This window comes from Enterobacter sp. CCUG 70166, from assembly GCF_020224095.1.
In the GTDB taxonomy this organism is placed as follows: domain Bacteria; phylum Pseudomonadota; class Gammaproteobacteria; order Enterobacterales; family Enterobacteriaceae; genus Enterobacter; species Enterobacter intestinihominis.
This window is the reverse complement of sequence record NZ_NRIQ01000049.1, coordinates 23,348-46,070: the sequence shown is the minus strand read 5'-3', so window position 1 is coordinate 46,070 and position 22,723 is coordinate 23,348. Positions and strand designations below refer to the sequence as shown.

Here is a 22,723-nt window from a genome sequence, read left to right as displayed (position 1 = left end):
ACATGCGTCACAGTTTTTTTTTTTTAGGGTCATGGGACAATTGCGCCTGCGTAAACAAGCACTTACGCGATTCACTTTTGTTTACTTCGGAGAAAACAAGCATGTTAACCAAAGGCAGTGCCCTTAACGTCGGTAAGGGATGGGCGGTAGCGTCCTTATTCCGCAAAGCTCGTGAAAATCGTCTGACTAAATTTTACTTAAAGACAGTTGGCGCATTTCTTTTTGCATTCCTGGTCACACACCCGGCATTCGCATCCGGTACTGACCTTCTCGCATCACAGAACACAACGGTTAATTCAACCTTTGGTTCTGGCTCATCAATCGTTAAATGGTTTTACCTCGGGGAAATTCTTTTCGGTGTCTTCATTTATATGAAAACCCGCTCCCCACTCACATTCCTGGGCGTGCCGCTGGTAATCATTGCAACACGCATTGGTTTTGCGATTGCGAGCTAACCATGAGCGGGGAAGAGGATAAATACTACTTCCCGGAAACACTGAACCAGCAGGACCGCTATTTTGGTTTGCCATTAGATGAAATTATTATTGTTGCCCCTCTGGCTATACTGGGCATCCTCAATAATATGTCTATTGAACTCTCCATCATAGCGGGCCTGCTCTGGTTTCTCGTCAGATATCTGAAGAAAGGGCAGGGGTCGTACTGGTTACTTAATTTCTGCTACTGGCACCTGCCATCACTTTTATTCAAAGTAACCTTTCGCCAGATACCTGATTCAAGTTTCCGGCACTGGAGGGCATAGTTTTTATGAAACTGAAAATTAAAGGAGAGCGCGATAAACAACTTAGTTATGCGTTTATTGGTCTTTCAGCGTTAACTTTAATTATGGGCGTGGGAAACGTATTAACAGGTTCGCTGGCATGGCATTTCGCCACCACCCAGAAAATCATCACCACGCCATTAACGTTTAACCGCCCATTTGCATCAGATTCAAAAAGTGTCGACGCCACCGGCCTGACACAGTTCGCCGCTTCCTTTATTTACTGGCGGCTGAATGTTAGTCCGGAAAACGTCGACACTAACCAGAAAATGGTTCTTGGATTCGTCCCCTCCGCCGAACGGGACGCACTCAAGAAAGCCCTGGATATTGAAGCTGAGCGAATCAAGAACGGGGGCATCACCACCCGATTCGACACGAAAGAAATTCGCGTTATTGACGATAACACCGTGCAGTACAGCGGAATACTGAAACCATCCACCACCAACGGCGCAATCACCACGCCACTGAAAGACCAGGAAAAAACCTACCGACTTAAACTGAGTTATGACAATGGTGTGATTAACCTCCACAGCTTTGAAGAACTCCAGCCGGTATCTCCCACCAACTGACAGGACTGCCCATGAAATTTCGCATTTCACCGGCAGCTGCTGCTGTGTTTCTGGCAGCGGGATTATTCACAAGCGGCCTCCGGGCCGCTTCCGCACCCGCAGCCATTCCGTTTGAGAACGACGCCGCCTTTAACGTCACACTCAGCAACACCAACCCGAGCAAGGTTGTTGTTGACGGAGAACTCATAACCAGCATCAGCGGACCAACCGGTGCCTATGACCAGAGCACAACCGACGACGGAGCGCTAATTCTGTCTCCACTCGTAGGCCAGAACTTCACGCTGTTTATCCAGACTGACCGCGGCTCATCCCTGAGCCTGAACGTCAGACCCCAGCCGGGTAACGGCAAAACACTGCGCTTCACCCCAATGTCACCACCACTTCGCAAGAACGATGACGCGAAGGCATGGGAAGAAGGGCAGACCTACGAAAAAACTCTGGTCGCATTGTCCCGCGCTGTAGTCAATGGCCAGGTGCCGGACGACTACCAGGAGTACCCGGTCAGCCGCATGCCGGCATACACACCCGCCAGTGATGTACGCCTGACGCCGGAACGCCAGTTTGTAGGTAACCACCTGCGCATTGTGCGCTTCCGGATGAGCAACCCGGGCAGCATCACCCGCAGCCTGCGCGAGCGCGATTTCTGGCGCAAGGGCGTCCGGGCCGTAATGCTGTCGCAGAACCAGCTCTACGCCGGCGGAGAGGGGTATGCCTGGATTGTGTTTTCAGATGACGGAGACACCCGCCCATGAACCTGAATGAAAACCTGAAAACCCGCCGTAAGCAGCTGGCCATTCTCGCTGCCGTTATAGTCGGCGGCGCGGCCGCAACGGGCGGCGTTATCTGGTACGGGCAGCATCAGCAGGAGCAGAAGCAACCCGCCCCGGTCGCAACGCCAAATATGACCGGCGTGGTTACCGCAGCGTTTAACCAGCAGGTTAACGATGCCGCACTGCAGCAGCAGCAGGCCAAAACATCAGAGCTTGAAGACAAGCTCGCTACGCTCACGCAGCAGTTCGCGCAGAACAAGCTCACCACCGAGCAACAGCTGGCCAAAAAGGACGAAGAAATTCAGCGTCTGAATGACCAGCTTACGAAAGCCCCCGGCAGCAACCAGACCACTGGCCAGCAGACACCACCTGCAGGTCAGAACGGAACACCACTCCCCGGTCCCGTTGCTGCCGGTCAGGCCCGGCCTCCCGAATACACTGTGACCCCCGCAGGCACACCGGCCGCCACTGGTGTGAATATGGGGCAGGGCGCAGCGTTCTACCCGGGCGGCTCCGGCCAGAGAATGACAGGCGGCCTGTCGACAACAAAGTTCAGCTATGAAAGCCTGAAGAAAAAGCCAACGAAACTCCCCTGGATTCCGTCAGGCTCCTTCTCCGACGCCATCATGATTGAAGGTGCCGACGCCAACGCCAGTGTTACCGGCCAGCAGAACACCCAGCCCGTCACCATCCGCCTGCTGGGCAATATCCAGATGCCGAACAACAAAGAATACAGCGCTGACGGCTGCTTTGTGGTGGGTGAAATCTGGGGCGACATCTCCAGCGAGCGCGGGATTGTCCGGACGAAATCAATCAGCTGCGTACTGAAAAACGGCAAGCACGTCGATATGGAATTCGATGGCCACGTCAGCTACCAGGGTAAAGGCGGTGTTCGTGGCAAGCCTGTTATGCGAAACGGCATGATTGTCGGCTACGCGGGGGCTGCAGGCCTCCTGTCAGGCTTTGGTGAAGGTATCAAATCTGCGGCAACACCATCTGTCGGCCTCGGTGCCACAGCGGAAGTAGGTGCCGGCGACGTGTTTAAGCAGGGCTTTGGCGGCGGGGCCAGTAAGGCAGCCGACACGCTGAGCCAGTACTGGATTAAGCGCGCCGAACAGTATCACCCGGTCATTGATATCGGCGCTGGCAACCTGGTAACTGTGGTCTTCCAGAAGGGCTTCCGCCTTGAAACCATCGAGGATGCCGATGACGCGAAAGCGAAAGAGGAACTGCAGAAAGCCGGCAACGCCGCGCAGAACGCTGTGACTCCGCAGCCTGCGAGCCAGACCACAACATCCAGCACCACCTCTGTCGGTAACATCAACCCTGATGACGTTCTCCGCCAGGCCAGTCAGTTGCGCCTCGGTGACACCATCAACTAATGAGGAATCCAGGATGAAATCCTTTATCCGTGAAGCAAAGCGTAAAGACAACGCGCTGACACAAATCCGGGAGGACCTCGATGACTGGAGCGCCGGTCGATCAACGCCGGTGCAGCGGTTTTTCGTAACTGCATGGGTGTTCATGATTCTCACAGGAGGCGGTCTCTTCCTGCATTACTGGCCAGTATGGGGATGGATATTTCTGGCAGTCTGGTTCGTCCTGAGCAACCTGCTGCTCAGAAAGCTCATACCACGCAAGACAGAATCGTGGGAGGCCGTGTTTGACGATACGCTGTCATCCTACAAACCGGTTAATCAGGCGGCCTGGGAAAAACTGAAACTGCAGGTTGAGAGAGAGGGACTTACGCTGACTGCAGTCAGAAGCTGGTTTCAGGAAGAAGCAATGTCTGTCTGGCCAGAAGAGAGAACCGCTAAACCAAAAGGTGAAGGCGGAGGCAAACATGAAGCGTGAAATCGGAATTGTTCTTTTTTTGCTATCGCTGAGCGTACCTGCAGGGCTTCTGCTGAATTTTATGACTTCATCTGAATACGGCATTCCGGCACGGGCTGTTACAGATTCAAACGCTCAGAAAGCGGCTAAGGACACCGCTCAATTTGAGAGCATGGAGCGTGACGCTTTAGCCCAGCCAGATGCATGGAAAGCGTATCAGCAGGTGTCTGATGCAGTCCCTGATGATGCACCCACCGGGCTGCAAAACCGTTACCGCAGCCTCGCGGTTTCACTGGCACTGAAGGCTGCAATGGCCTGCTCGCCGGACGCCCTCAGGCTCCTCGAACGTAACGATGTGATTGAGTTTCGCATACTCCGATCATCGTTAGTTTCCGCCTGCAGAACCGCCAGGTAAGGTAGCCGGAATGCGTGAAGAAAAACGTAACAACGACCTGCTCAGGAAAATGCGGATGCATATAGCTGACTGGGAGACTGGTCGGCCAACCCCTGCAGGAAGCAAGTACATGTTTTTGGGGTTTGTCATCTTTCTCTGTGCAGGGGGACCGGTTCTTTCGTACTGCCCGTCACTGTGGGCGCTGGGTATCCTGATTGTCTGGCTATTTCTGACTCAATGGATATGCAGGCGAATTGTCCCCCGCTACAACGAAAGCTGGGAGGAGGTATTCGACAGGATGCTGTCTGCTTATGAACCCCTGAACCTTCCTGCCTGGGAGCACCTGAAGCGTCAGGCTGAAACAGAGGGGCTGACGGCCAGCAACGTCAGAAACTGGTATCAGCTGGAAGCGATGAGCGCCTGGCCAGAAAAGAAACCTGACCTGAAATTTCTCAACAACAGTCCAGACCGTGAGAAAGAGTCCGGGAGCGAGTGAACAGCAAAGCGGTACTCGGATAGCTGATTACTCTCACCGGTTTGTATCACCTCATCATTACAACCTTGAAGTTCTTTTTACTGGAGTGTCTATGCCTTCAATCAGGACACATTCTTCATTACTCAAAATCCTGTATGACTACCGCCACGTCGTCTTTTTAGTGCTTATTTATGCGACTGAAATGACGGTATGGGCGATTCTGAACCTGAAGGGAATCGGTGACGATGATTTTTCCACATGGCGAATCTTTCTGCTCATAAGCGTGGCCATCATCGCGTCCAGTGCTGCAGCTTATGGCGATACTGATAAAGCATGGATGATGTTTGCAGGGGCTCTCGCGCCCTGGCTCAGCGCGTCTGTTTCAATCATCGTCTATGGTTTCATTCAAATGAACCTGCATTTTCTGTCGATGGACTGGTTTTTTACCTGCGTACTGTGCAGCTTCGGTCTGCAGGTAATGCTCAATGTCATGCGAGAAATTTTCGTGTAAGCCACAAGTCACTCCCCCCTTGTACATATAACCCTCAAATTCCAACCGGAGTTACCCCATGAAAAAACTACTGGGTGCTGCACTGCTGTGCAGCGCACTGACCGGCTGCGCCGGTCTCAATTCTGATTTCGACTGCAACAAGACCGCGACCGACCAGTGCCTGACCACCGCTGAAGCCAACAAGCTGGCCGCTCAGGGTAAAAGTCTGGATGACCTGACGGCAGATAAAACCGCAAAAAAGCCTGCGGGTGAAACCCTGCCGGCACTGCGCAATTCGGCACCGGTCGTGAATCCGTTCCGTCCTGTCTCCGTCGCAGCAACCGGAACTGCCGCCGCTAAGCCGCTGAACACTGCGCCGGCGAAAGCGTCCGGCACACTGGTCACGCCGCTGGCCACGACCAGTCATGTGACACCCGTGCCAGTTAACACGGCGGGCCGCGTTCCGGTTCAGCGTATTCCTGACGCCACGCAGCGCCTGTGGATTGCCCCCTGGGTGGACACAGACGACAACTTCCATCAGCCGGCAGTGGTCGAGTTCGTGAAGAACAAATCTCACTGGGATGAGAGTTACCGCGTTATCGGGGAGGGTGGGGAATGAGCAGCCACTACGTTTCCGGCCAGAACGGCGTCGATCATCTGGTGAAATCATTCACTTATACGCGGAAAGGAACGATGCAAATCACCGCCACACAGTCAGCCGATACCGACGATGAAACGCTGGCCGTTCTGAGCGTGAGCTGTGACTGGCAGATTAAAACTGCCGGTGACGCGCTGCACGCCGGGCAAATGAACGAAGAGAAGCAGCGTCGCCTGGAGTTAATCCGGGCCGCTGTGGAGGGTCGAAAATGAGTTTTGTCGACAGCCTGATGGATATGCTGAAAAACGGGAAGCAGGAAGACGGAGCCGCCACGGCCCGCAACAACCTCTCTCAGACCTGGGACTATCCCTCTCTGGTCGCCGCGCTGCCTTACCGGTATTACGACGATACGAATGAGATTTTCGTCAATGCCGGCTCCGCAGGTTTCATTATGGAAGCGGCCCCGCTTCCCGGCGCGAACGAGCAGGTGATGGCCGCGCTCGATGACATGCTCCGCAAGAAGCTGCCACGCCAGACGCCCGTCACCGTTATTCTGGTCGCAAGCAAATGTGTCGGAGAGCGTATCGATCGCGGCGTGAGTAATGATATGTGGAAAGGCGGGATGGCTGAGCACCTCAATAAAATCACCCGCGCTTTCTGGCAGCGCTCCGCGCTCCACGGTCTGGCCAACGAACGTGAATATCCGCTCTACCTGCGTAACTACCGTATCTTTTTTGTGTACGGCAAAGAGGTAAAACGTTCTTCCCAGATGCAGCGGGTCATTGACGAGCTGATTCAGATACGCAACACCATCCGCGTCTCACTGGGGGCCGCACGTATCGACAGCATGAACATTGATGTTCACGCCTTCCTGTCTGCGGTACGTGAAGTCATGAACTACCGCCAGGAACAGGTGCTGATGTCTTCCGGAGATTACAGCGAGGACGAGAGGCTCAACCGCCAGGTGGTTGATCCGGGGATTGACCTTAAGGTTCATCCATCGCATATCCGGATGGTGCTGCCGGAGACTATCGACGCGCGCGGGACGCGCCTGCCGGCATCGGCATGCCGCATCATCAATATGCAGCTCGCCAAAAACCCTCGTCGGTTTGCGCTCTGGCAGGGCGCAGATAATCTGCAAAATCTGCGCTTCCCTGACCTCGGCATTCCCTGTCCGTTTATGCTGACCTGGACCACTGAGCTGGAAGAACAGACCAAAAGCCAGAGTGAGGCGTTTCGTAAAGACACGGACCTGTCCAAAAAGGCCAACTCAGCCTACGCCGCACTCTTTCCTGGCACCAAAAAAGCAGCCGAAGAGTGGCGTCGGGCGCGTGAACAGCTGAACAGCAATGAAATTGCACACTGCAGAACCTACTTTAACCTGACCCTGTTCGCGCCGGACAACAACACCGACGCGCAGGCCTGCGAGCTGGCCGCCGTGAACGTGTTCCGTAAGAACGAGCTGGAGATGGTCACGATACAGTACCAGCAGATGCGTAACTGGCTGGCCGGGTTCCCGTTCGTCATGCAGGAAGGAATGTGGGAAGACCTGAAGATGACAGGGGCTACCCTGCGCGCCAAGTCATGGAATGCAGTAAGCCTGATGCCGGTTGTGGCCGAGCGCCAGCTGTCCAACGTGGGGATGCCGCTGCCGACCTATCGCAACCAGGTGGCGTTCTTCGACATGTTTGGCGAAGAGAACGGCAGTACCAACTTTAACATTGCGGTAACCGGTACCTCAGGGGCAGGGAAGACATTCCTTATTCAGGGGATTCTGCGTGATGTGCTGAATGCTGGAGGTTTTGGCTGGGTCATCGACATGGGGGATGGATATAAGAACTACTGCCATCAGGCCGGCGGGGTCTACCTTGACGGTGCGAAGCTTAGATTTAACCCGTTCGCTAACGTCAAAGACATCAATCACTCTGCGGAAGGGATTGTGCGTCTGTTGACGGTGCTGGCCAGCCCTACACAGCCGCTGGACGGTGTCTGTGAAGCGATCCTGCAGAAAGCGGTAATGGATGCGTGGGAGAAGAAGGCAAACAAAGCCCGTATCGACGATGTTCATAATTACCTGACCAATGAGGATGTGAATCAGGCGTTCGCAGACAAGCCGACCATCATCGCGCGTCTCGCTGAGCTGGCCATGCTGCTCGATACCTACTGCACCTGGGGGCCGGACGGCGAATACTTCAACGCCGACACCCCGACGCTCGACGGTGAAACCCGCTTCGCGGTGCTGGAGCTGCTGAGCCTGGAGGACAAGCCGAAGCTGCTCTCGTCCATCCTGTTCTCGCTCATCCTGGCAATTCAGGAAAAGATGTACCACAGCCCGCGCGATCTCAAAAAAGTCTGCATCATCGACGAGGCCTGGCGTCTGCTGGGTGGTTCAAACCCACATGCGGCCCGGTTTATCGAAACAGGCTACCGTACGGTGCGTCGACACCGTGGCGCGTTTATCACCATCACACAGGGCATCAAGGACTTCAGCGCCAGTAAGGAAGCGGAAGCCGCCTGGAACAACAGCTCCACCAAAATCACCCTGCTGCAGGATGCGAAGGCGTTTAAACAGTACCTTGCCGATAACCCGGATCAGTTCTCGGACATGGAAAAAGAAGTTATCCGCGGCTTCCAGCCCGCCCTGCAGACCGGCTACAGCTCCCTGCTGATAAGCGCCGGGGAATACAGCTCCTTCCACCGCCTGTTTGTCGACCCCGTCACGCGCGCCATGTTCAGCTCCCGTGGCGAGGACTTTGCCTACATGCAGAACGCTCAGAAAGCCGGAGCGACTGCGGAAGAAGCGGCATATCTGCTGGCGGAGAAGAAATACGGCAGTGAACTTCGTGAACTTGAACAATGGGTGAACGCAGCATGAGTGAACAACAGGACAAGCCATATGACGGCGATACCGTCCGCGACGGTGTAACAATCGTAAGCAAGACATCCCGATGGGTTAAGGTCGGGATGCTGGGGCTGGCGGGACTTCTGGTCATGACAGGCGTCGCGTACGTAACGGCGAAAGTCGTCACACCTGAGGTGGTGGTCTTCGACATGAAGGGCACGATAGATCTCTTCAAGCAGCAGTCCGCCCAGCTGCATCTCGATGAAGGCAGCGCAAAAGCGATGACCCTGCAGTTCAACGCGGCGTTGAGCGGCAGCCTGGATGCGTGGCAGGCCTCACACAACGCCATCATTCTGGTGAAACCGGCGGTAATAAACCCGCAGCGGGATATTACGAATGAGATCCGTGCCGACATTGCACGGCGTACCCAGGGGGGCCAGTGAAAAGACGACTGAAGCTGATGGCCATGCTCCTGATGCTCTCTTCCGGCAGCGGGGCGAAAGACCTGGGGACCTGGGGAAACGTCTTCGAACCGGCCGAGCAGGATATGCTGGCCTTTATCCAGAACCGCCTGAAGGGGATGGAGCAGACGGGCGAACTGGACCGGCTGCGCAGGGAAGCAACGGACAGGGTGAAGGAGCATGCGGTACGCCCGACGCCGGTGGAGGGCCTCACAAAAGCGAAGGAATACCGCAGTTTTGCGTGGGACCCGACCTTCACCGTGAAGGAAACGATCACTGACATGCAGGGCAACGTGATCGCCCGTAAGGGCGACACGGTCAACCCCCTGGATAGGGTGCCCTTCAGCCAGGTGCTTTATTTCATCGACGGTGATGATAAAGAGCAGATGAACTGGATCCGTCAGCAGATCGCAGGCCAGACAAACGTGAAGGTCATCCTGGTGAACGGCAACATCAAAGAAACAAGTGATGCGCTGAATGAACGTATCTACTTCGACCAGTCTGGCGTACTGACCCGTAAATTCGGTTTTGAACACATCCCTGCGCGGATTTCACGCGATGGCCGCGTGATGAAGGTGGAAGAAATTCCGGTATCAGGAGCAAAAAAATGAGCGCAACCACGTTAGGTGATCTGTTTCCGCACATGCACGAGGCCGTCACTTCGCATCGCCGCTACGCTAAACAACCCCGCAAAGCATCAGCCGTTACATCCCGCATGGGTACGGCAGAGCGGCTCAAGACGCTGTATCCGGAGCTGGATTCCTGGCATCCGGTACTGGTGACCAAAGCCTGGCTTCACTGGTGTGTTCAGAACCAGCAGGACAGCCGGGAGCCGTCGAAACGTGATGAACGTTTTCCGGACTACATCATTCACCTCTTACTGGAGAACATGCGGGCCGAGGACAGCGCGAAACGTAAAAAAGGCCAGACGATGTCACTTTCTGAGCGCCTCGACAGGTTGTTCGCGGGCGAGGAGCAGGAGAACGCCGAATGTCACTGAAGTGCAATGCTGAAACCAGAGGCTGTGATGAAAAAGTGAAACAACTCTGCCAGCTGTACCCTGAAATCGCATCCTGGCATCCGATGCTGGTCACCGGTGCGTGGCGTCAGTGGTGCGCGGAGAACCAGCGTCAGCCGATAGCGCCGGAAGAACGGGATGAGGCGTTTCCCCTGTACCTCGTCAGGCTTATCCGCAACAGAATGGAGGAGATGAACGCATGGCGTTAATCAGCTGCTTCACCGGACCTCAGGGCTTGCAGGGGATGCTCACCTGTTTGCGCGATACTGAGGGCATGACCGGTATTCTGGTCGTGGTAACACTACTCGCGGGCTGGCTTGTTGTTCAGCATCTTGCAGATGCACGCCGTGAACGCCGGGCGTGGGAGAGCAGACCGGGAATACCCGTTCCGCAGGCACAGTTTGGCAGTGCCCGACATGCCGATGCGGTACATGGCTTTGCCAACAGAGACTATTACCAGATGCTGCTCGCAGAGCTGGAGCAAGGTCTGACCGAGGCGGGTTATGCACTGACGCATGATGAATCACAGCGCGTAACGATACCGACAGCAGACCGACTGGCTCTCAGTCGCAGGATTTTTCGGGCGCGTCTGCGTTATACCACACCGAGAGTCTCTGAGCAGACGATGAAAGACAGCGAAGATATAGCGGTGAATGATGGGTATGCCGGCACGTGGCTCAGTGTGCTTATACGTGGCAGTGAGTGCGCTGGCTGGTACATCACCAGACCGCAAAAAGGCCATTGATTCAACCGCGCTGCCATTCAGGATGTTCGGTGCTCACTGCGTTGCGCTCCGCCTCAGCCTGAATGCCACCCCGGTTTACGATTAATCCCGACCAGGTAACGCCATGAAAAAAGACCCTGTTACTGAAAAGGGCCGGAATGTCACCTCAGTACGTCACGATGAGGGTTCGGCACGACAGCTGGATGAGATCCTCAACGACAACCCGCTGTACAAGCCCTCGCATGTTCTGCGCGGTGCCATTCTTGCCCTGTACGAAATGAGCCAGGAACAACGACTGGCCATCATCATGAAAGCCGCCGGTAAAGGCAAAAACCACTGATCCTTCTTTAAGCCCTCCCGCCGTCCGGTGGCTGCGGCATGCCCGGAGATACCCCCATGACTCACCCTGAAAAAATCAGGCCGGTGACGGTTACCCGTGACCGCAACGGCTTCTGGACGCACCCACACTACTTTACACCTGCCAGTGATGAAGCCACGCAGACAGAGTTTGGCGACTGGATGCGCCTGCATAAACTCACCTGCGCCACCCGCTGGATGGAAAACGATGCTCCTCCCCAGGTGATTACCGCCTGGGAAAACGGTGCGTCGGACATCAGTGACTGGCAGCCGTCAGTCCCCGCCGGAGAGGGCTGGTTTATCGGCTCCATTCATGACACTGAAGATGGTCCGGTCTGTGTCTGGCTACGGGAGGTGAAATGAAGCATGTGTCATGGTTTTCCGGCATGGTGCTGCTTCTGCTGTCCTCTTTGCCTTTGCAGGCAACGGCCGCAGCCAGTAACGCCGGTGACGGCCGCTGGGTTAATCCGATAAGTGATGTCTGCTGGAAGTGCCTGTTCCCGATGACGCTCGGCAATATTCAGCTGGCGGCCGGCCCGCAAAAGGATACCAACAACCCGGCTTCGCCGATCCAGATTTGCCCCTACGGCGTGTTTTATCGCATCGGTCTGGCCATCGGGTTCTGGGAGCCAATGGCGATGGTGGATGTAACCCGTGAGCCTGGCGTGATGGTCAACATGGGGGGCTTTAAAATCGATCTCGGACGCACGGGAACGGGAACCGCAGGGCAGAGCGACAGACCCGCTGCCGGCACGTTCTATCATGTTCACTGGTATAAATACCCGCTGATTTTCTGGCTGAACATCATCACCAGTCTGGGGTGTCTGCAGACCGGCGACATGGATATCGCTTATCTCTCTGAAGTTGATCCCCTCTGGAATGACAGTACGCTCTCGATGCTGATAAACCCCGAGGCAGCGCTGTTCGGCAACCTGATAGCTCAGGGTGCCTGTGCTGCTGACGCAGCTGCTTCATCAGCGGGTCTTCCTCTGTCTCCGCTGTTCTGGTGCGCGGGAAGTCAGGGGTCTATCTACCCGCTAACCGGCTATACCAGCGGTGAGTTTTCTCCGCTCGAGGCCTCTCTTCTGGTTGGAGAGCGAATGGCATTCAAAATGCATCGTGAGGGGCTGGTCTGGAACTCTGTGGGCGCGGACGTCGCAGTATGTAACCAGTATCCATCCCCGATCATCCCGAAAGAGCGATGGCGGTATCAGATGGTCAACATGTACCCCGAACCGGGTAACTGTCATCCCTTCGGGGCCAGCACGCAGCTCTGGGGCACAACGCATAACTCTCCATCCTCCAAAAAGAACTTCGGCTATCTCTTCTGGCGCAAACGTAACTGCGTATTCCTTTAAGGACATGACAATGAAAAACGTTTATCTCCGGGCGCTGACGATCAGCGTCATGGTTGCTTTCGCGCCGCTGGCCCTGGCGAGCGCTCAGACAGATATCTCCGTCTCAGACCATAACTGGATCAAAGGCCAGCAGGACGCGCTGGCAGCCATGAAGGAAGACCTGCAGAGTCACCCTGCGGGTGTATCCGTGTTGCCGCAGCCACAGCAGGACCTGATTAACCGCCTGCAGGGCGATATCGCTGCGCAAACCACCTCTATGGGGGAAAAAGACACGTTCCCGGCTATTTACTTTGTGAGCCTCGGTATTCCGCGTGAAGGTCTTCTGCCCATGCTGAAGGACGCCCGTCGTTACAACATTCCGCCCACGCTGCGGGGCCTGGTCAATAACGATATGCGACAGACTGCGGCGGCCATGTTTGAGCTGAGTAAGGAGGACAAGGACGCCGGCGTGCAAATCGATCCGACGTTGTTCACTCAGTACAACATCACGACAGTGCCGGCACTGGTGGTCACCTGTCCGGGTCATCATGACGTTATCCGGGGAAGCCTGCCCCTGCAGCAGGCGCTGGAGAAAGTCGCTGAAAGCGGTGATTGTGCAGCGACGGCGCGCCATCTTCTGGAGGCTGCGAAATGAAAAAACGACTTTCAGCGATGCTGATGCTTTTCCCGCTCCTGGCGGGGGCAGCCGATCCTGCGTTTGAGGCGGGAGCGAGCTTTGGCAAGGGAAATGCCTCCGCCGGTACGGGGGCCCTGAAAAATCCTGGTACCGTCACAGGGGCAATACCAGGCTATACCGCTAACCCACCGGAGAAAGGGTATTACGGCGGTGTGGATGGTGGAGACGGTGGGCTGGCCAACAAAGGGCAGGCCGCACTGCAGGGTAATGACGCAGCGCAGTCAGTTATCAACTCCGGCAAAACGAATCCGGTTCCCGCCATCGACCCGCAGGCACCTTTCATCACGATCGGGAAAAATGCGGAAGCCGGTGCAGACGGTGTGCTTAACGGAACCGCGAACCAGTGTAAGGAGGTGACGGTATCGAAAACCACCTTTGAAAATTACAGCTGCGACAAAGATGTGGCCTCCGTTGAGGCCTGCACCCGGACCGCAACCCCTGGCGGACGGTCATCAACCACCACGGTTCAGAAAACCTTCACCCTGACCGCTGCGGATGTCGTGTTCAGTATTAACGGTACATCATTTAACTTTAGTTTTAATGCACCTGCATCAGGGCCGGTGATCAGCGCACATTTTTACTGGGCAGACCGGGAAGTGAATGCCGGGAAAATCTCCTGGTGGGGCGTCAGTCAGACGATGGTCGGGAAGAATTTTGACTGGGAAATGCCGGGTGCGCCAGGTACGCCGCTGTCAAAAGGTGGCTCCTTACCCGCGGGTACCTATACCAGTACAGGGTGTACCAGCGGGAACAAGGACCGTTGCGAAAAGCATATCCGGGAACAGATAGCGGATTTTCAGTCCGGTGCTTCAGGCTTCAGACTGCTTCTCGTTATGAACGCGGTCGAAACCACCTTTACCCCCGAAGTGACCTGGTCCTCATCCTGCGGTCTGGATATGGCGAAGGCGCAAAAAACAACGTCAACCTGCACCTCTCCGGGAGGAAACAAGACCATTATCAATAATGGCCAGAGCTATGACGTTTACAGCGACTGCTGGGAGTACACCGATAACTATGTTGTGCCGTCAGACTCGAAGGGAACCTGCGGAACGCTGATGACGAACCCTTCCTGCACTGCAGCAGGTACAACCTGCACCGAATCGACTGACGGACAGTGTACCCACATGAGCTACACCTACCAGTGTCAGACCACGCATCAGTCGGGAGGCCTGGTCTGCGGAGGAGACTATATCTGCAAATCAGGCGAGTGTGATGACACGAATGGTGCCGGAAGCAGTGGTTTTGATACGGCTGTGGCTAAACTGGCCGGTCTGGCTTCGGCAGCTGAAGACGCTAAAGATGCAAGCAGCACGATTGAGGTAAAAGCGTTCACGGGTAAAGCCATGCGGTGCCGTAAAGCCTTTGCCGGTTTCTCTAACTGCTGCAAAGACTCCGGCTGGGGGCAAAGTGCCGGACTGGCGGCATGTGATGATGAAGAGAAGGCCATAGGGAAAGCGAAGGCGAAGAAAATCACCGTCAGCGTGGGCGAACGTTGCGATCGTAAGGTGCTCGGGGCCTGTATCCAGAAAAGCCAGGTGTACTGTGTGTTTGACGGCAAGCTTGCCCGCATTATTCAGGAGCAGGGACGTCGAGACCAACTGGGTGTGAAGTTCGGCAGCGGCGACAGTCCGGACTGCCGGGGGATCACAGTCCCGGAACTGCAGAGAATCGACTTCGACAAAATCAACTTCTCAGACTTCTACGAGGATTTGATGAAGAACCAGAAAATCCCGGATACCAGCGCACAGGTTCAGCAGATTAAGGAGCGGATCGCCGCCCAGGTGAACCAGCAGGGAGGTGGCAAATGAAGCGTGTCCTCTGTGGCCTGCTTATGGTGCTGGCGAGCCATACGGCGCAGTCCGAGGAAATTGTGACGCCAGCGGAGCCGTTCACCGGCTGGTCCTGGTACAACGAACCGAAGAAGCCGCCTGAACAGCCAGCGAAACCGCCGCAGCCTGCGCAAAAGGCGATCCCGGATCTCAGCAAAATGTCTCCTGTGGAGCAGGCCCGCGTACTGAAAGGGTACACACAGGAGGCGCTTAACCGCGCCATCCTGTACCCCTCGCGGGAAAACACGGCGACGTTCCTGCGCTGGCAGAAGTTCTGGACGGACCGGGCATCAATGTTCAGTCAGTCCTTTGCGGCGGCACAGCTGAGTCATCCTGATCTCGATTACAACCTGGAATACCCGCACTACAACAGCATGGCGCCGTTTACACAGACGCGTGATCAGCAGACGCAACAGAATGCTGTTGAACAACTGTCCCAGCAGTACGGTCTGTTCTACTTCTACCGGGGCAGTGACCCGATTGATGTGCAGATGGCCGGGGTGGTGGCGGACTTTGCGAAAACCAACGGGATATCGCTTATCCCGGTCTCAGTCGACGGCCAGGTGGCGGCCACCCTGCCGCAAAGCCGTCCGGATACGGGGCAGTCCCGGTCGATGAACATCATGCACTTTCCGGCGCTCTTCCTGGTTGACCCGCGCAACCAGAACTACCGCGCCCTGTCCTACGGCTTCATGACCCAGGATGACCTGTCAAAACGATTCCTGAACGTGGCCACCGGTTTTAAACCCAATTCCTGAGAGAGTCATATGCTAAAAACGCTTTTCACCCTCATCCGTGATGCAGGGCGGGTTGCCCTGTATTCCTTCGTCCTCGGCCCGGCCCTGGTGCTGTATGTGTTTGTGATGCTGGCGGCGTCAGAGGGTTCACTGTCCCGGCAATTCCTGACGACCTTTCATGACCTGACTGACGGCGCACCTGCCGGCAAGGTGATGGGGTGTGTTAATGAAAAGGTGATGGCAGGAAGCTTCTCGCCACCGAAACCCGGAGAAACGTTAAAGCCTGAGCCTTCTGCTTTAGAGAAAAAACCACCTGAAGTCTTGTGTCAGAGAGGCCCCGTGGACATCGATTCATGGGCGCGTTCGGTTGATGCAACCTTACGCAACGTCTGGATGATGGTGGTGATGTTGGGCTTTGGAGTGTGGTTTGTATCCCGTCGCCGATCCCTGGCCGCCCCAAAACGCATTTCACCAGACACGCATTCGATTTTAGTACGGCAGAACAAGGAGAAAGACGAATGAAACCATCCATTCTCGCAGGACTGATTTTCTGGGGCACGATGGCGCGCGTACTGAGCGAGCTGATGACCCTGTCAGTGGAGCACACTCAGCAGGGGCTACTGTGGCTGTGCAATGGCATGTGGGTTGGCGCGGGGGGCATGGTGATTTTTGCCTTATGCCGCTGGCTGCGCCAGGACAGAACGCAGAAGCATAATGAGGCCGATCATGAACATTAAAACCGGTCTCACAGCACTCCTGTTATCCCTGCCTTTGCTGGCGAACGCCGGTGCGCGTGAGGAGTTAATGGCACTTGAGGCGACAAAAACGACTTCAACTGCTGACGCTGCGACCATCACCACGTCCACACCTGCGGTCCCGGCTCCCGGCAGTCTGATGCTGCTGCCGGACGGACGTCGGGCGAATATGAAAGAGTATGCCGTGGTGCTCTTTATGCAGGCGCACTGCCAGTACAGCGCTAAGTTTGACCCGCTGCTGAAAGGCTGGGCCGATGAACATGCCATCAGGGTGTATCCATACACCCTGGACGGAGGCGGGGACGTCTCTTACCCGACCCCGATGATCCCGCGCAAGACGGACCCTAACTCCCCCATCGCGGACGAGATTGTCACTTTCTTTGGTAACGGCCTGCCGATTGCGACACCGACGGCGTTTATGGTCAACGTCAACACCCTGAAAGCCTACCCGCTCACCCAGGGTGTGATGGACATCCCTGCACTTGAGAGCCGGATGGCCAGCCTGATTCAGGCTGACATGGATAACATCGATCCGAAAATGCTGCCGCCAATGCCGGCAAGCGCGCAGGTCACCCCTCAGTAATACAAACGGACTACAAAATGACGACAAATTCGTATGCGTTATCGCGTACCGAGCGCGTATGGCTGTTATTCAGCGTGACGCTGCTTGTGTCCGCAGCCTTCTATGGCGTGCTGGCCCACCGGGTGGTCAGCGTCATGGACCGTCCTGAACTGACCACCTGTCTGCAGGACTTTCCGGTACTTCTGCTTATCTCGCTGAGCATCGGATTCTTTTTCACTGTTACAGGGCAATACGTCTGCCGGCAGACCCTGGCCAGGAAACCCCGGGAGGAGATTGCATGAGGCTCATCAGACTGAAAACGCTTATCCGAAACCAGGCTATCGCGATACTGAAAGACTGTAGTGAGGACACGGAAGCCCGAAAATGGACTGACCTGTTAACGCTGAAACTGTTTTATGCCTTAATTTTTACCGCTGTGGTCGAAAGGGTATACGTGAAGTGTGCCGGTACAACACTCAGTACGATGGTAGAGCCGGTGACTATTGACCGCTCCGAACAGTTTACGCTTTCACTTCTCATCCACTATCCGCAGTACCTGCTGTGGGGCGTTATGGGCGCGATTTGTGTGCTTATTGCGGTGAATGTACTCGTCTGTAGCTGGCTCAGTCTGGCCAGATATCTTTGCCGCAAACTGAGCCGGGCTGACAGCCCGACAGGTCAGGATACGCAAGCTGCGGAGGTGCCAAATGATTAAGGCGCTTATTACGGCAGGGGTTGTGTTCTTCTCAGGTCTGGCAGCTCTGCCAGCTCAGGCAGACGTTAACGGCGACCTGAACGGCTTCTTTGGCAAGCTGGGCTACAGCGGTAACGTCTCTCAGGCTCAGGCATGGCAGGGACAGGCGGCCGGGTACTTCTCCGGCGGTTCTGTTTATCTCCGCAACCCCGTCAAAAACGTCCAGCTGATCTCGATGCAACTGCCTTCCCTGAACGCCGGCTGCGGCGGTATCGACGCCTATCTCGGGTCGTTCAGTATGATCAGCGGTGAGGAAATTCAGCGATTCGTGAAGCAAATCATGAGCAATGCCGCAGGCTATGCCTTCGACCTGGCACTGCAGACAATGGTGCCGGAGCTGAAGCAGGCGAAAGACTTCCTGCAGAAGCTGGCCAGCGATGTTAACTCCATGAACATGAGTTCGTGCCAGGCGGCGCAGGGCATTATCGGCGGGCTGTGGCCAGTCACGCAGGTTTCCCAGCAGAAAATCTGCCAGGACATTGCCGGCGAAACCAACATGTTTGCTGACTGGGCGGCATCCCGTCAGGGCTGCACCGTCGGAGGGCAGGGCGACAAGGTCACGGCCAAAGCGGGTGATGGTGAAAAAGACCAGGTCCTGAAAAACAAAAACCTTATCTGGGACACGCTCAGTAAAAACGGACTTCTCGCTAACGATCGGGCGCTGAAGGAGCTGGTCATGAGTACCGTCGGCTCAATCATTTTCAATAAAAGCGGGGATGTCACCATCCTGACGCCGCTGGTCGATAACCGCGACCTGATTAAGGTTCTGATGCGCGGGGGGACCGCGAAGGTCTACGGATGTGATGAGGCAACGTTGTGCCTGGGACCGACCGTAAAAGACCTGACCGTTTCTGAATCCAATGCCCTGGTCACGCTGGTTAAAAACCTGATGATCTCCATGCAGAACAAGCTGGTTGATGACAAGCCGCTGACCGATCAGGAAAAAGGGTTCGTTAACACCACGTCCGTACCGGTGCTGAAATACCTGACCAACGCCCAGAGTATGGGCATGAGTGCAACGTATCTGCTCCAGGTATCTGACTTCATCGCGCAGGACCTGATGATCCAGTACCTCCAGGAGCTGGTGAAACAGGCCAGTCTGTCGCTTGCCGGCAAGAACTTCCCCGAAGAAGCCGCCGCGAAGCTGCGTGACAACGTCATTCACGCGCAGGGTCTGCTGGCTGACATGAAGCTGCAGTCAGCAGCAGACCAGAATGCGCTGGACGGTATCGACCGCAACATGCAGTACCTGCAGCAGCAGGTGTCCACCATCGTTTCAGGCTCCTATCAAAGCAACTATCACTGGGGTGATCGCTGATGCTTGAGATATACACCATTTATGGCGGGGGGATGTGGAAAACGGCGCTCGACGCCGTTGTCACCCTCGTCGGCCAGAATACCTTCCACACCCTGATGCGTATTGCCGGCACCTTCGGGGTGCTGGCCGTACTGTTCACCTTCATTAAACAACGTAACCCGATGGTGTTCGTCCAGTGGCTGGCAGTCTTTATGATCCTGACCTCTATTCTGCTGGTACCGAAACGCTCTGTGCAGGTTATTGACCTCTCAGATCCGGCTGCGGTATGGAAAACCGATAACGTGCCGGTGGGACTGGCGGCCATCGCGTCACTGACCACCAGTATCGGTTACAAGATGTCGTCGGTGTACGACATGCTGATGGCCAGACCTGACTCAATCACCTACAGCAAGACAGGGATGCTGTTCGGCTCCCGGATTGTGGCGGAAACGAGTGACTTCACCACGCAAAACCCTGAGCTGGCACAGATGCTGCCGGATTATGTGGAAAACTGTGTGATAGGCGACATTCTGCTGAACGGCAAATACACGATTAACCAGCTGCTGAACTCCACTGACCCGCTGACGCTGATAACGAGCAACCCGAGTCCGTTGCGGGGCATCTTTAAAATGACGTCCACCTCGCGGCAGTTCCTGACCTGTCAGCAGGCCGCCACGGAGATAAAGACGCTGGTTAATACCGACGTGAATCCGGGCAGTGCAACTTTTACCTGGCTGACGCGTAAGGTCTTCGGAAACAAGCTGAACGGCGCAGCACTGCTGTCAAACGCAATGGGGGAAAGTTACGGGTACTTCTACTCTGGCGGTATGACGGCCGCGCAGATCATGAAGAACAACATCACGAACAGTGCCGTGCGACAGGGGATTAAGGGCTTTGCGGCGCGTTCATCTGATACCGCCAACCTGCTGAATCTGGCCACCGAGAACGCGGCAACCAAACAGCGCCTCAGCTGGGCTGCGGGTAACGAACTTGCCACCCGCACACTGCCGTTTGCGCAGTCCCTGCTGATGCTCATCCTGGTGTGTCTGTTCCCGCTGATGATTGCGCTGGCAGCGTCCAACCACTCCATTTTCGGGCTGAACACGCTGAAGATTTACGTCTGTGGCTTTATTTACTTCCAGATGTGGCCAGTGATGTTCGCCATCCTGAACTATGCCGCCAACTACTGGCTGCAGAGCCAGTCCGGGGGGACGCCCCTGGTGCTGGCCAACAAGGATATTGTTGCGCTGCAGCACTCGGACGTGGCCAACCTGGCGGGTTATCTGTCGCTGTCCATTCCGGTATTGTCGTTCTATCTGACCAAAGGGGCGGCTGCAATCGGCTCTCAGGTGGCAGGCAGTGTGCTCAGTTCGGGGGCATTCACGTCCGCAGGTGTGGCAGCGACCACGGCAGACGGCAACTGGTCGTTTAACAACATGTCGATGGACAACGTCAGCCAGAACAAGATGGACACGAACCTGGTGCAGCGTCAGGGCCAGCAGACGTGGCAGGCTGACAACGGTTCAACGCAGACCCAGACGGCCGGTGGCCATACGGTTATTGACGGCTCCGGTGCGATGTCGAACCTGCCGGTGAACATGAGGCTCAGCCAGCTGGCCAGCAGTGGGTTCCAGGAATCAGCCCGCCAGTCGCAGGTTCAGGCACAGACGGCGCTCGATGGCTACAACCACAGCGTGACCAGTGGCTGGTCGCAGCTTTCCCAGCTTTCTCATCAGACCGGTAGTAGTGACAGCCTGACTCAGGGCAGCGAAAACAGCCAGGCAACGAATGCGACGCGCGGTGCCAGCATGATGTTGTCGGCAGCAGAAAGCTATGCGAAAGCAAACAATATCTCCACACAGGAAGCCTATAACCAACTGATGTCAAAATCTGTTGAAGGCAGTGTTAATGCTGGAGCAAGTGGTAAATTTAACACCGGCGATCAGGCATTTGGTAAAGTAGGTAAATGGGCTACCGGGGTGAGTTTTGAAGCGCATGCTGGCGCAGAAGTTAAAGGTTCAAGTGGAAGTTCTCATGGAACCCAGGAAACACACTCCAACAACCAGGATATGCGACATGACCAGAACAGCCAGGCGGTTAATGACTTCCGTCAGGGTATGGATATGGTTAAAAGTAGCCGCGTTACCGATGGTGCGAACCATACGGAGAATGCAGCAAGCAGCAATGTTCAGCAGTTTGCCGCAACACTCAATGATGCTGAAAGCCAGTACCATCAGTACACCACCAGTTCAACGCAGAGTAACGAGTTCAGCCGTATGGCCACACTGGCCCAGAACCAGAGTGCCAGCCTTGACACGAACTATACGCAGGAGTTTGTGGACTGGGCTGCGAATAAATACGGTGACAAGGCACAATCCATGCTGACAAGCGCCCCTTCAGCGCGCGAGGCGGCAATGGAGTTCGTGAATGAACGTCTCAAGCCTGAAATTACGGGGGATTATCAGCAGGGTCGTTCAGATCTGGCCAACGGCAATGAACATGCAGCCTTCAGTGGTGAGCGCGTGGTTCAGCCAGCCAACAGCATTCAGCAAGGATCAGGCCCGGCAGGTAATGATGGAGGTGTACGTTACAGCCCTGTCGAGAGTGGCTCTTATAATTCGAACGGCACGGGGAACCACCATACAGACGGAGCGTCTCAGGTGACGGAATATGCGGGCACTTACGGTGGACAGGTTTCATCTGGGGGGGGAAGCGTGTCTGTGAGAACTGGCGGTTCTGCTTCGGGTAGCCATGAGTCATCATTGTTAGCGCAAAATCAAACGGACAGTGAGAACTTAGCCGGTCAACGGGAAATCAGCCATAACGAAGTACATTCTGGCTACGGCAGACAGGAACAAAGCTCCCAAATCCAGTCAGGCACTCACAGAAGCGAACAGGATAGCCTCTCCATTAAATCCAGTGATCATGATACCGGAAGACATTCGGCTGAAAGGCAACGCTCTGACTCCAGCGCTGGGATGCAGCAGGAATTACGCCAATCCGGGACCTTACGGGAACAAGGGGGAGCAACAGGCCACAGGAACGAAATGAGCCATAGCCCTGCAACCATGAATGTTGAGGAGCAGCGGGTTCAGGGTAATGCTATGCAGGCGTCTTTCAAAGAAAACCAGGCAAAACTGCATGAACAGTCAGGTCAGGGTTTTGGTCCGCAAAATGATATCCAGCGACGTGTAGCGGAACAAAGATCTGAAAACGAGCATAAAATCAACGAATCTGCTGGAGAAATTGGTAAAAAACAATCCACTGTTCAGGCATCCAGTGATATATTGAAAGGAGAGCTTCATAATTCACAAAGTTCATTCTCGAAAGGTTTAAATAAAGAGAAAATCAGTCAGGGGGAATCATCTCCTTCTGAAAGTGATGATGAAATGAAACGTAGATTAGCTGAGCTAAGAGAAAGGAAAACGGGCTGATTAGGAGGGTAT

The 22,723-nt window shown here is 55.4% G+C and carries 30 protein-coding genes; all 30 read left to right on the top strand.

The features are described 5' to 3' along the window. Positions 1-101 precede the first annotated feature (101 nt). The 30 genes from CKK19_RS20735 to traG all read left to right on the top strand — a co-directional run bounded on the left by CKK19_RS20735 (position 102) and on the right by traG (position 22,711). Positions 102-455 carry a type IV conjugative transfer system pilin TraA gene (locus CKK19_RS20735; protein ID WP_045343953.1) on the top strand — a complete coding sequence of 118 codons (354 nt, stop codon included), beginning with the start codon at positions 102-104 and terminating at the stop codon, positions 453-455. Between the two features lie 2 nt (positions 456-457). After that, a complete protein-coding gene (gene traL, locus CKK19_RS20730; RefSeq protein ID WP_045343954.1) occupies positions 458-760 on the top strand; it encodes a type IV conjugative transfer system protein TraL in 303 nt (100 codons plus the stop codon). Between the two features lie 5 nt (positions 761-765). After that, positions 766-1,347: a TraE/TraK family type IV conjugative transfer system protein gene (locus CKK19_RS20725; protein ID WP_063854338.1), complete on the top strand. Its 582-nt coding sequence runs from the start codon at positions 766-768 to the stop codon at positions 1,345-1,347. A gap of 11 nt (positions 1,348-1,358) precedes the next feature. Then, on the top strand, positions 1,359-2,099 hold the full coding sequence (traK, locus tag CKK19_RS20720) for a type-F conjugative transfer system secretin TraK (RefSeq protein ID WP_047366158.1): 741 nt from the start codon (positions 1,359-1,361) through the stop codon (positions 2,097-2,099). After that, the gene (gene traB, locus CKK19_RS20715) at positions 2,096-3,499 is read left to right on the top strand and encodes an F-type conjugal transfer pilus assembly protein TraB (protein WP_045409372.1); all 1,404 of its coding nucleotides are present in this window, start codon (positions 2,096-2,098) and stop codon (positions 3,497-3,499) included. The genes traK and traB overlap by 4 nt, the downstream gene beginning before the upstream one ends. 13 nt (positions 3,500-3,512) lie before the next feature. Then, positions 3,513-3,971 (top strand): hypothetical protein, encoded by a 459-nt coding sequence (locus tag CKK19_RS20710; RefSeq protein ID WP_063854339.1) that lies wholly within the window; start codon positions 3,513-3,515, stop codon positions 3,969-3,971. Next, positions 3,961-4,365: a hypothetical protein gene (locus CKK19_RS20705; protein WP_047366161.1), complete on the top strand. Its 405-nt coding sequence runs from the start codon at positions 3,961-3,963 to the stop codon at positions 4,363-4,365. The genes CKK19_RS20710 and CKK19_RS20705 overlap by 11 nt, the downstream gene beginning before the upstream one ends. 109 nt (positions 4,366-4,474) lie before the next feature. After that, positions 4,475-4,840 carry a hypothetical protein gene (locus tag CKK19_RS20700; protein WP_154819173.1) on the top strand — a complete coding sequence of 122 codons (366 nt, stop codon included), beginning with the start codon at positions 4,475-4,477 and terminating at the stop codon, positions 4,838-4,840. A gap of 91 nt (positions 4,841-4,931) precedes the next feature. Continuing rightward, the gene (locus CKK19_RS20695) at positions 4,932-5,330 is read left to right on the top strand and encodes a hypothetical protein (RefSeq protein WP_047366163.1); all 399 of its coding nucleotides are present in this window, start codon (positions 4,932-4,934) and stop codon (positions 5,328-5,330) included. Between the two features lie 58 nt (positions 5,331-5,388). Then, positions 5,389-5,928: a type IV conjugative transfer system lipoprotein TraV gene (gene traV, locus CKK19_RS20690; RefSeq protein WP_063854340.1), complete on the top strand. Its 540-nt coding sequence runs from the start codon at positions 5,389-5,391 to the stop codon at positions 5,926-5,928. Continuing rightward, a complete protein-coding gene (locus CKK19_RS20685; RefSeq protein ID WP_063854342.1) occupies positions 5,925-6,179 on the top strand; it encodes a hypothetical protein in 255 nt (84 codons plus the stop codon). Before traV ends, CKK19_RS20685 begins: the two co-directional genes overlap by 4 nt. Next, positions 6,176-8,782: a type IV secretion system protein TraC gene (gene traC / locus CKK19_RS20680; RefSeq protein WP_063854343.1), complete on the top strand. Its 2,607-nt coding sequence runs from the start codon at positions 6,176-6,178 to the stop codon at positions 8,780-8,782. Before CKK19_RS20685 ends, traC begins: the two co-directional genes overlap by 4 nt. Further along, on the top strand, positions 8,779-9,192 hold the full coding sequence (trbI, locus tag CKK19_RS20675) for a type-F conjugative transfer system protein TrbI (protein ID WP_045409385.1): 414 nt from the start codon (positions 8,779-8,781) through the stop codon (positions 9,190-9,192). The genes traC and trbI overlap by 4 nt, the downstream gene beginning before the upstream one ends. Continuing rightward, positions 9,189-9,821, top strand: coding sequence for a type-F conjugative transfer system protein TraW (gene traW / locus CKK19_RS20670; protein WP_063854345.1), 633 nt, complete (start codon positions 9,189-9,191; stop codon positions 9,819-9,821). Before trbI ends, traW begins: the two co-directional genes overlap by 4 nt. Then, positions 9,818-10,210 carry a hypothetical protein gene (locus CKK19_RS20665; RefSeq protein WP_074174454.1) on the top strand — a complete coding sequence of 131 codons (393 nt, stop codon included), beginning with the start codon at positions 9,818-9,820 and terminating at the stop codon, positions 10,208-10,210. The genes traW and CKK19_RS20665 overlap by 4 nt, the downstream gene beginning before the upstream one ends. Then, entirely contained in the window at positions 10,201-10,437 is a 237-nt protein-coding gene (locus tag CKK19_RS20660; protein WP_045409394.1) for a hypothetical protein, read from the top strand. The genes CKK19_RS20665 and CKK19_RS20660 overlap by 10 nt, the downstream gene beginning before the upstream one ends. Continuing rightward, positions 10,428-10,973: a hypothetical protein gene (locus tag CKK19_RS20655; RefSeq protein ID WP_074147105.1), complete on the top strand. Its 546-nt coding sequence runs from the start codon at positions 10,428-10,430 to the stop codon at positions 10,971-10,973. The genes CKK19_RS20660 and CKK19_RS20655 overlap by 10 nt, the downstream gene beginning before the upstream one ends. A gap of 103 nt (positions 10,974-11,076) precedes the next feature. Next, positions 11,077-11,292 carry a hypothetical protein gene (locus CKK19_RS20650; protein WP_045409397.1) on the top strand — a complete coding sequence of 72 codons (216 nt, stop codon included), beginning with the start codon at positions 11,077-11,079 and terminating at the stop codon, positions 11,290-11,292. A gap of 56 nt (positions 11,293-11,348) precedes the next feature. Beyond that, complete coding sequence (locus CKK19_RS20645) at positions 11,349-11,672, top strand: hypothetical protein (RefSeq protein WP_063854346.1); 324 nt, start codon at positions 11,349-11,351, stop codon at positions 11,670-11,672. Next, positions 11,669-12,667, top strand: coding sequence for a conjugal transfer pilus assembly protein TraU (gene traU / locus CKK19_RS20640; protein WP_045409403.1), 999 nt, complete (start codon positions 11,669-11,671; stop codon positions 12,665-12,667). The genes CKK19_RS20645 and traU overlap by 4 nt, the downstream gene beginning before the upstream one ends. 10 nt (positions 12,668-12,677) lie before the next feature. After that, positions 12,678-13,301, top strand: a complete 624-nt coding sequence (trbC, locus tag CKK19_RS20635) for a type-F conjugative transfer system pilin assembly protein TrbC (RefSeq protein WP_063854347.1) — start codon at positions 12,678-12,680, stop codon at positions 13,299-13,301. Beyond that, on the top strand, positions 13,298-15,151 hold the full coding sequence (gene traN / locus CKK19_RS20630) for a type-F conjugative transfer system mating-pair stabilization protein TraN (protein ID WP_063854348.1): 1,854 nt from the start codon (positions 13,298-13,300) through the stop codon (positions 15,149-15,151). The genes trbC and traN overlap by 4 nt, the downstream gene beginning before the upstream one ends. Then, positions 15,148-15,930, top strand: coding sequence for a type-F conjugative transfer system pilin assembly protein TraF (traF, locus tag CKK19_RS20625; protein ID WP_045409411.1), 783 nt, complete (start codon positions 15,148-15,150; stop codon positions 15,928-15,930). The genes traN and traF overlap by 4 nt, the downstream gene beginning before the upstream one ends. A 9-nt stretch (positions 15,931-15,939) precedes the next feature. Then, complete coding sequence (locus tag CKK19_RS20620; protein WP_045409413.1) at positions 15,940-16,431, top strand: hypothetical protein; 492 nt, start codon at positions 15,940-15,942, stop codon at positions 16,429-16,431. Continuing rightward, positions 16,428-16,646, top strand: a complete 219-nt coding sequence (locus CKK19_RS20615; RefSeq protein WP_045409416.1) for a hypothetical protein — start codon at positions 16,428-16,430, stop codon at positions 16,644-16,646. The genes CKK19_RS20620 and CKK19_RS20615 overlap by 4 nt, the downstream gene beginning before the upstream one ends. Further along, positions 16,636-17,247, top strand: a complete 612-nt coding sequence (gene trbB, locus CKK19_RS20610; protein WP_063854350.1) for an F-type conjugal transfer protein TrbB — start codon at positions 16,636-16,638, stop codon at positions 17,245-17,247. Before CKK19_RS20615 ends, trbB begins: the two co-directional genes overlap by 11 nt. Positions 17,248-17,264: 17 nt before the next feature. Continuing rightward, positions 17,265-17,528, top strand: a complete 264-nt coding sequence (locus CKK19_RS20605; RefSeq protein ID WP_063854352.1) for a hypothetical protein — start codon at positions 17,265-17,267, stop codon at positions 17,526-17,528. Next, complete coding sequence (locus tag CKK19_RS20600; RefSeq protein ID WP_063854353.1) at positions 17,525-17,941, top strand: hypothetical protein; 417 nt, start codon at positions 17,525-17,527, stop codon at positions 17,939-17,941. Before CKK19_RS20605 ends, CKK19_RS20600 begins: the two co-directional genes overlap by 4 nt. Next, positions 17,934-19,298 (top strand): conjugal transfer pilus assembly protein TraH, encoded by a 1,365-nt coding sequence (gene traH, locus CKK19_RS20595; RefSeq protein WP_063854354.1) that lies wholly within the window; start codon positions 17,934-17,936, stop codon positions 19,296-19,298. Before CKK19_RS20600 ends, traH begins: the two co-directional genes overlap by 8 nt. Then, positions 19,298-22,711, top strand: coding sequence for a conjugal transfer mating-pair stabilization protein TraG (gene traG / locus CKK19_RS20590; protein WP_063854355.1), 3,414 nt, complete (start codon positions 19,298-19,300; stop codon positions 22,709-22,711). Before traH ends, traG begins: the two co-directional genes overlap by 1 nt. Positions 22,712-22,723: the final 12 nt, after the last annotated feature.

Bases quoted from the DNA above. Each gene is read 5' to 3' on its own strand.
- traC (WP_063854343.1), top strand. From the start codon at position 6,176: ATGAGTTTTGTCGACAGCCTGATGGATATGCTGAAAAACGGGAAGCAG.
- CKK19_RS20600 (WP_063854353.1), top strand. From the start codon at position 17,525: ATGAGGCTCATCAGACTGAAAACGCTTATCCGAAACCAGGCTATCGCG.
- trbI (WP_045409385.1), top strand. From the start codon at position 8,779: ATGAGTGAACAACAGGACAAGCCATATGACGGCGATACCGTCCGCGAC.
- CKK19_RS20695 (WP_047366163.1), top strand. From the start codon at position 4,932: ATGCCTTCAATCAGGACACATTCTTCATTACTCAAAATCCTGTATGAC.
- trbC (WP_063854347.1), top strand. From the start codon at position 12,678: ATGAAAAACGTTTATCTCCGGGCGCTGACGATCAGCGTCATGGTTGCT.
- CKK19_RS20705 (WP_047366161.1), top strand. From the start codon at position 3,961: ATGAAGCGTGAAATCGGAATTGTTCTTTTTTTGCTATCGCTGAGCGTA.
- CKK19_RS20650 (WP_045409397.1), top strand. From the start codon at position 11,077: ATGAAAAAAGACCCTGTTACTGAAAAGGGCCGGAATGTCACCTCAGTA.
- CKK19_RS20615 (WP_045409416.1), top strand. From the start codon at position 16,428: ATGAAACCATCCATTCTCGCAGGACTGATTTTCTGGGGCACGATGGCG.
- CKK19_RS20655 (WP_074147105.1), top strand. From the start codon at position 10,428: ATGGCGTTAATCAGCTGCTTCACCGGACCTCAGGGCTTGCAGGGGATG.
- trbB (WP_063854350.1), top strand. From the start codon at position 16,636: ATGAACATTAAAACCGGTCTCACAGCACTCCTGTTATCCCTGCCTTTG.
- CKK19_RS20710 (WP_063854339.1), top strand. From the start codon at position 3,513: ATGAAATCCTTTATCCGTGAAGCAAAGCGTAAAGACAACGCGCTGACA.
- CKK19_RS20700 (WP_154819173.1), top strand. From the start codon at position 4,475: ATGTTTTTGGGGTTTGTCATCTTTCTCTGTGCAGGGGGACCGGTTCTT.
- CKK19_RS20725 (WP_063854338.1), top strand. From the start codon at position 766: ATGAAACTGAAAATTAAAGGAGAGCGCGATAAACAACTTAGTTATGCG.
- CKK19_RS20620 (WP_045409413.1), top strand. From the start codon at position 15,940: ATGCTAAAAACGCTTTTCACCCTCATCCGTGATGCAGGGCGGGTTGCC.
- CKK19_RS20660 (WP_045409394.1), top strand. From the start codon at position 10,201: ATGTCACTGAAGTGCAATGCTGAAACCAGAGGCTGTGATGAAAAAGTG.
- traN (WP_063854348.1), top strand. From the start codon at position 13,298: ATGAAAAAACGACTTTCAGCGATGCTGATGCTTTTCCCGCTCCTGGCG.
- CKK19_RS20665 (WP_074174454.1), top strand. From the start codon at position 9,818: ATGAGCGCAACCACGTTAGGTGATCTGTTTCCGCACATGCACGAGGCC.
- traV (WP_063854340.1), top strand. From the start codon at position 5,389: ATGAAAAAACTACTGGGTGCTGCACTGCTGTGCAGCGCACTGACCGGC.
- traF (WP_045409411.1), top strand. From the start codon at position 15,148: ATGAAGCGTGTCCTCTGTGGCCTGCTTATGGTGCTGGCGAGCCATACG.
- CKK19_RS20645 (WP_063854346.1), top strand. From the start codon at position 11,349: ATGACTCACCCTGAAAAAATCAGGCCGGTGACGGTTACCCGTGACCGC.
- traK (WP_047366158.1), top strand. From the start codon at position 1,359: ATGAAATTTCGCATTTCACCGGCAGCTGCTGCTGTGTTTCTGGCAGCG.
- traG (WP_063854355.1), top strand. From the start codon at position 19,298: ATGCTTGAGATATACACCATTTATGGCGGGGGGATGTGGAAAACGGCG.
- traH (WP_063854354.1), top strand. From the start codon at position 17,934: ATGATTAAGGCGCTTATTACGGCAGGGGTTGTGTTCTTCTCAGGTCTG.
- CKK19_RS20685 (WP_063854342.1), top strand. From the start codon at position 5,925: ATGAGCAGCCACTACGTTTCCGGCCAGAACGGCGTCGATCATCTGGTG.
- CKK19_RS20605 (WP_063854352.1), top strand. From the start codon at position 17,265: ATGACGACAAATTCGTATGCGTTATCGCGTACCGAGCGCGTATGGCTG.
- traU (WP_045409403.1), top strand. From the start codon at position 11,669: ATGAAGCATGTGTCATGGTTTTCCGGCATGGTGCTGCTTCTGCTGTCC.
- traB (WP_045409372.1), top strand. From the start codon at position 2,096: ATGAACCTGAATGAAAACCTGAAAACCCGCCGTAAGCAGCTGGCCATT.
- CKK19_RS20735 (WP_045343953.1), top strand. From the start codon at position 102: ATGTTAACCAAAGGCAGTGCCCTTAACGTCGGTAAGGGATGGGCGGTA.
- traL (WP_045343954.1), top strand. From the start codon at position 458: ATGAGCGGGGAAGAGGATAAATACTACTTCCCGGAAACACTGAACCAG.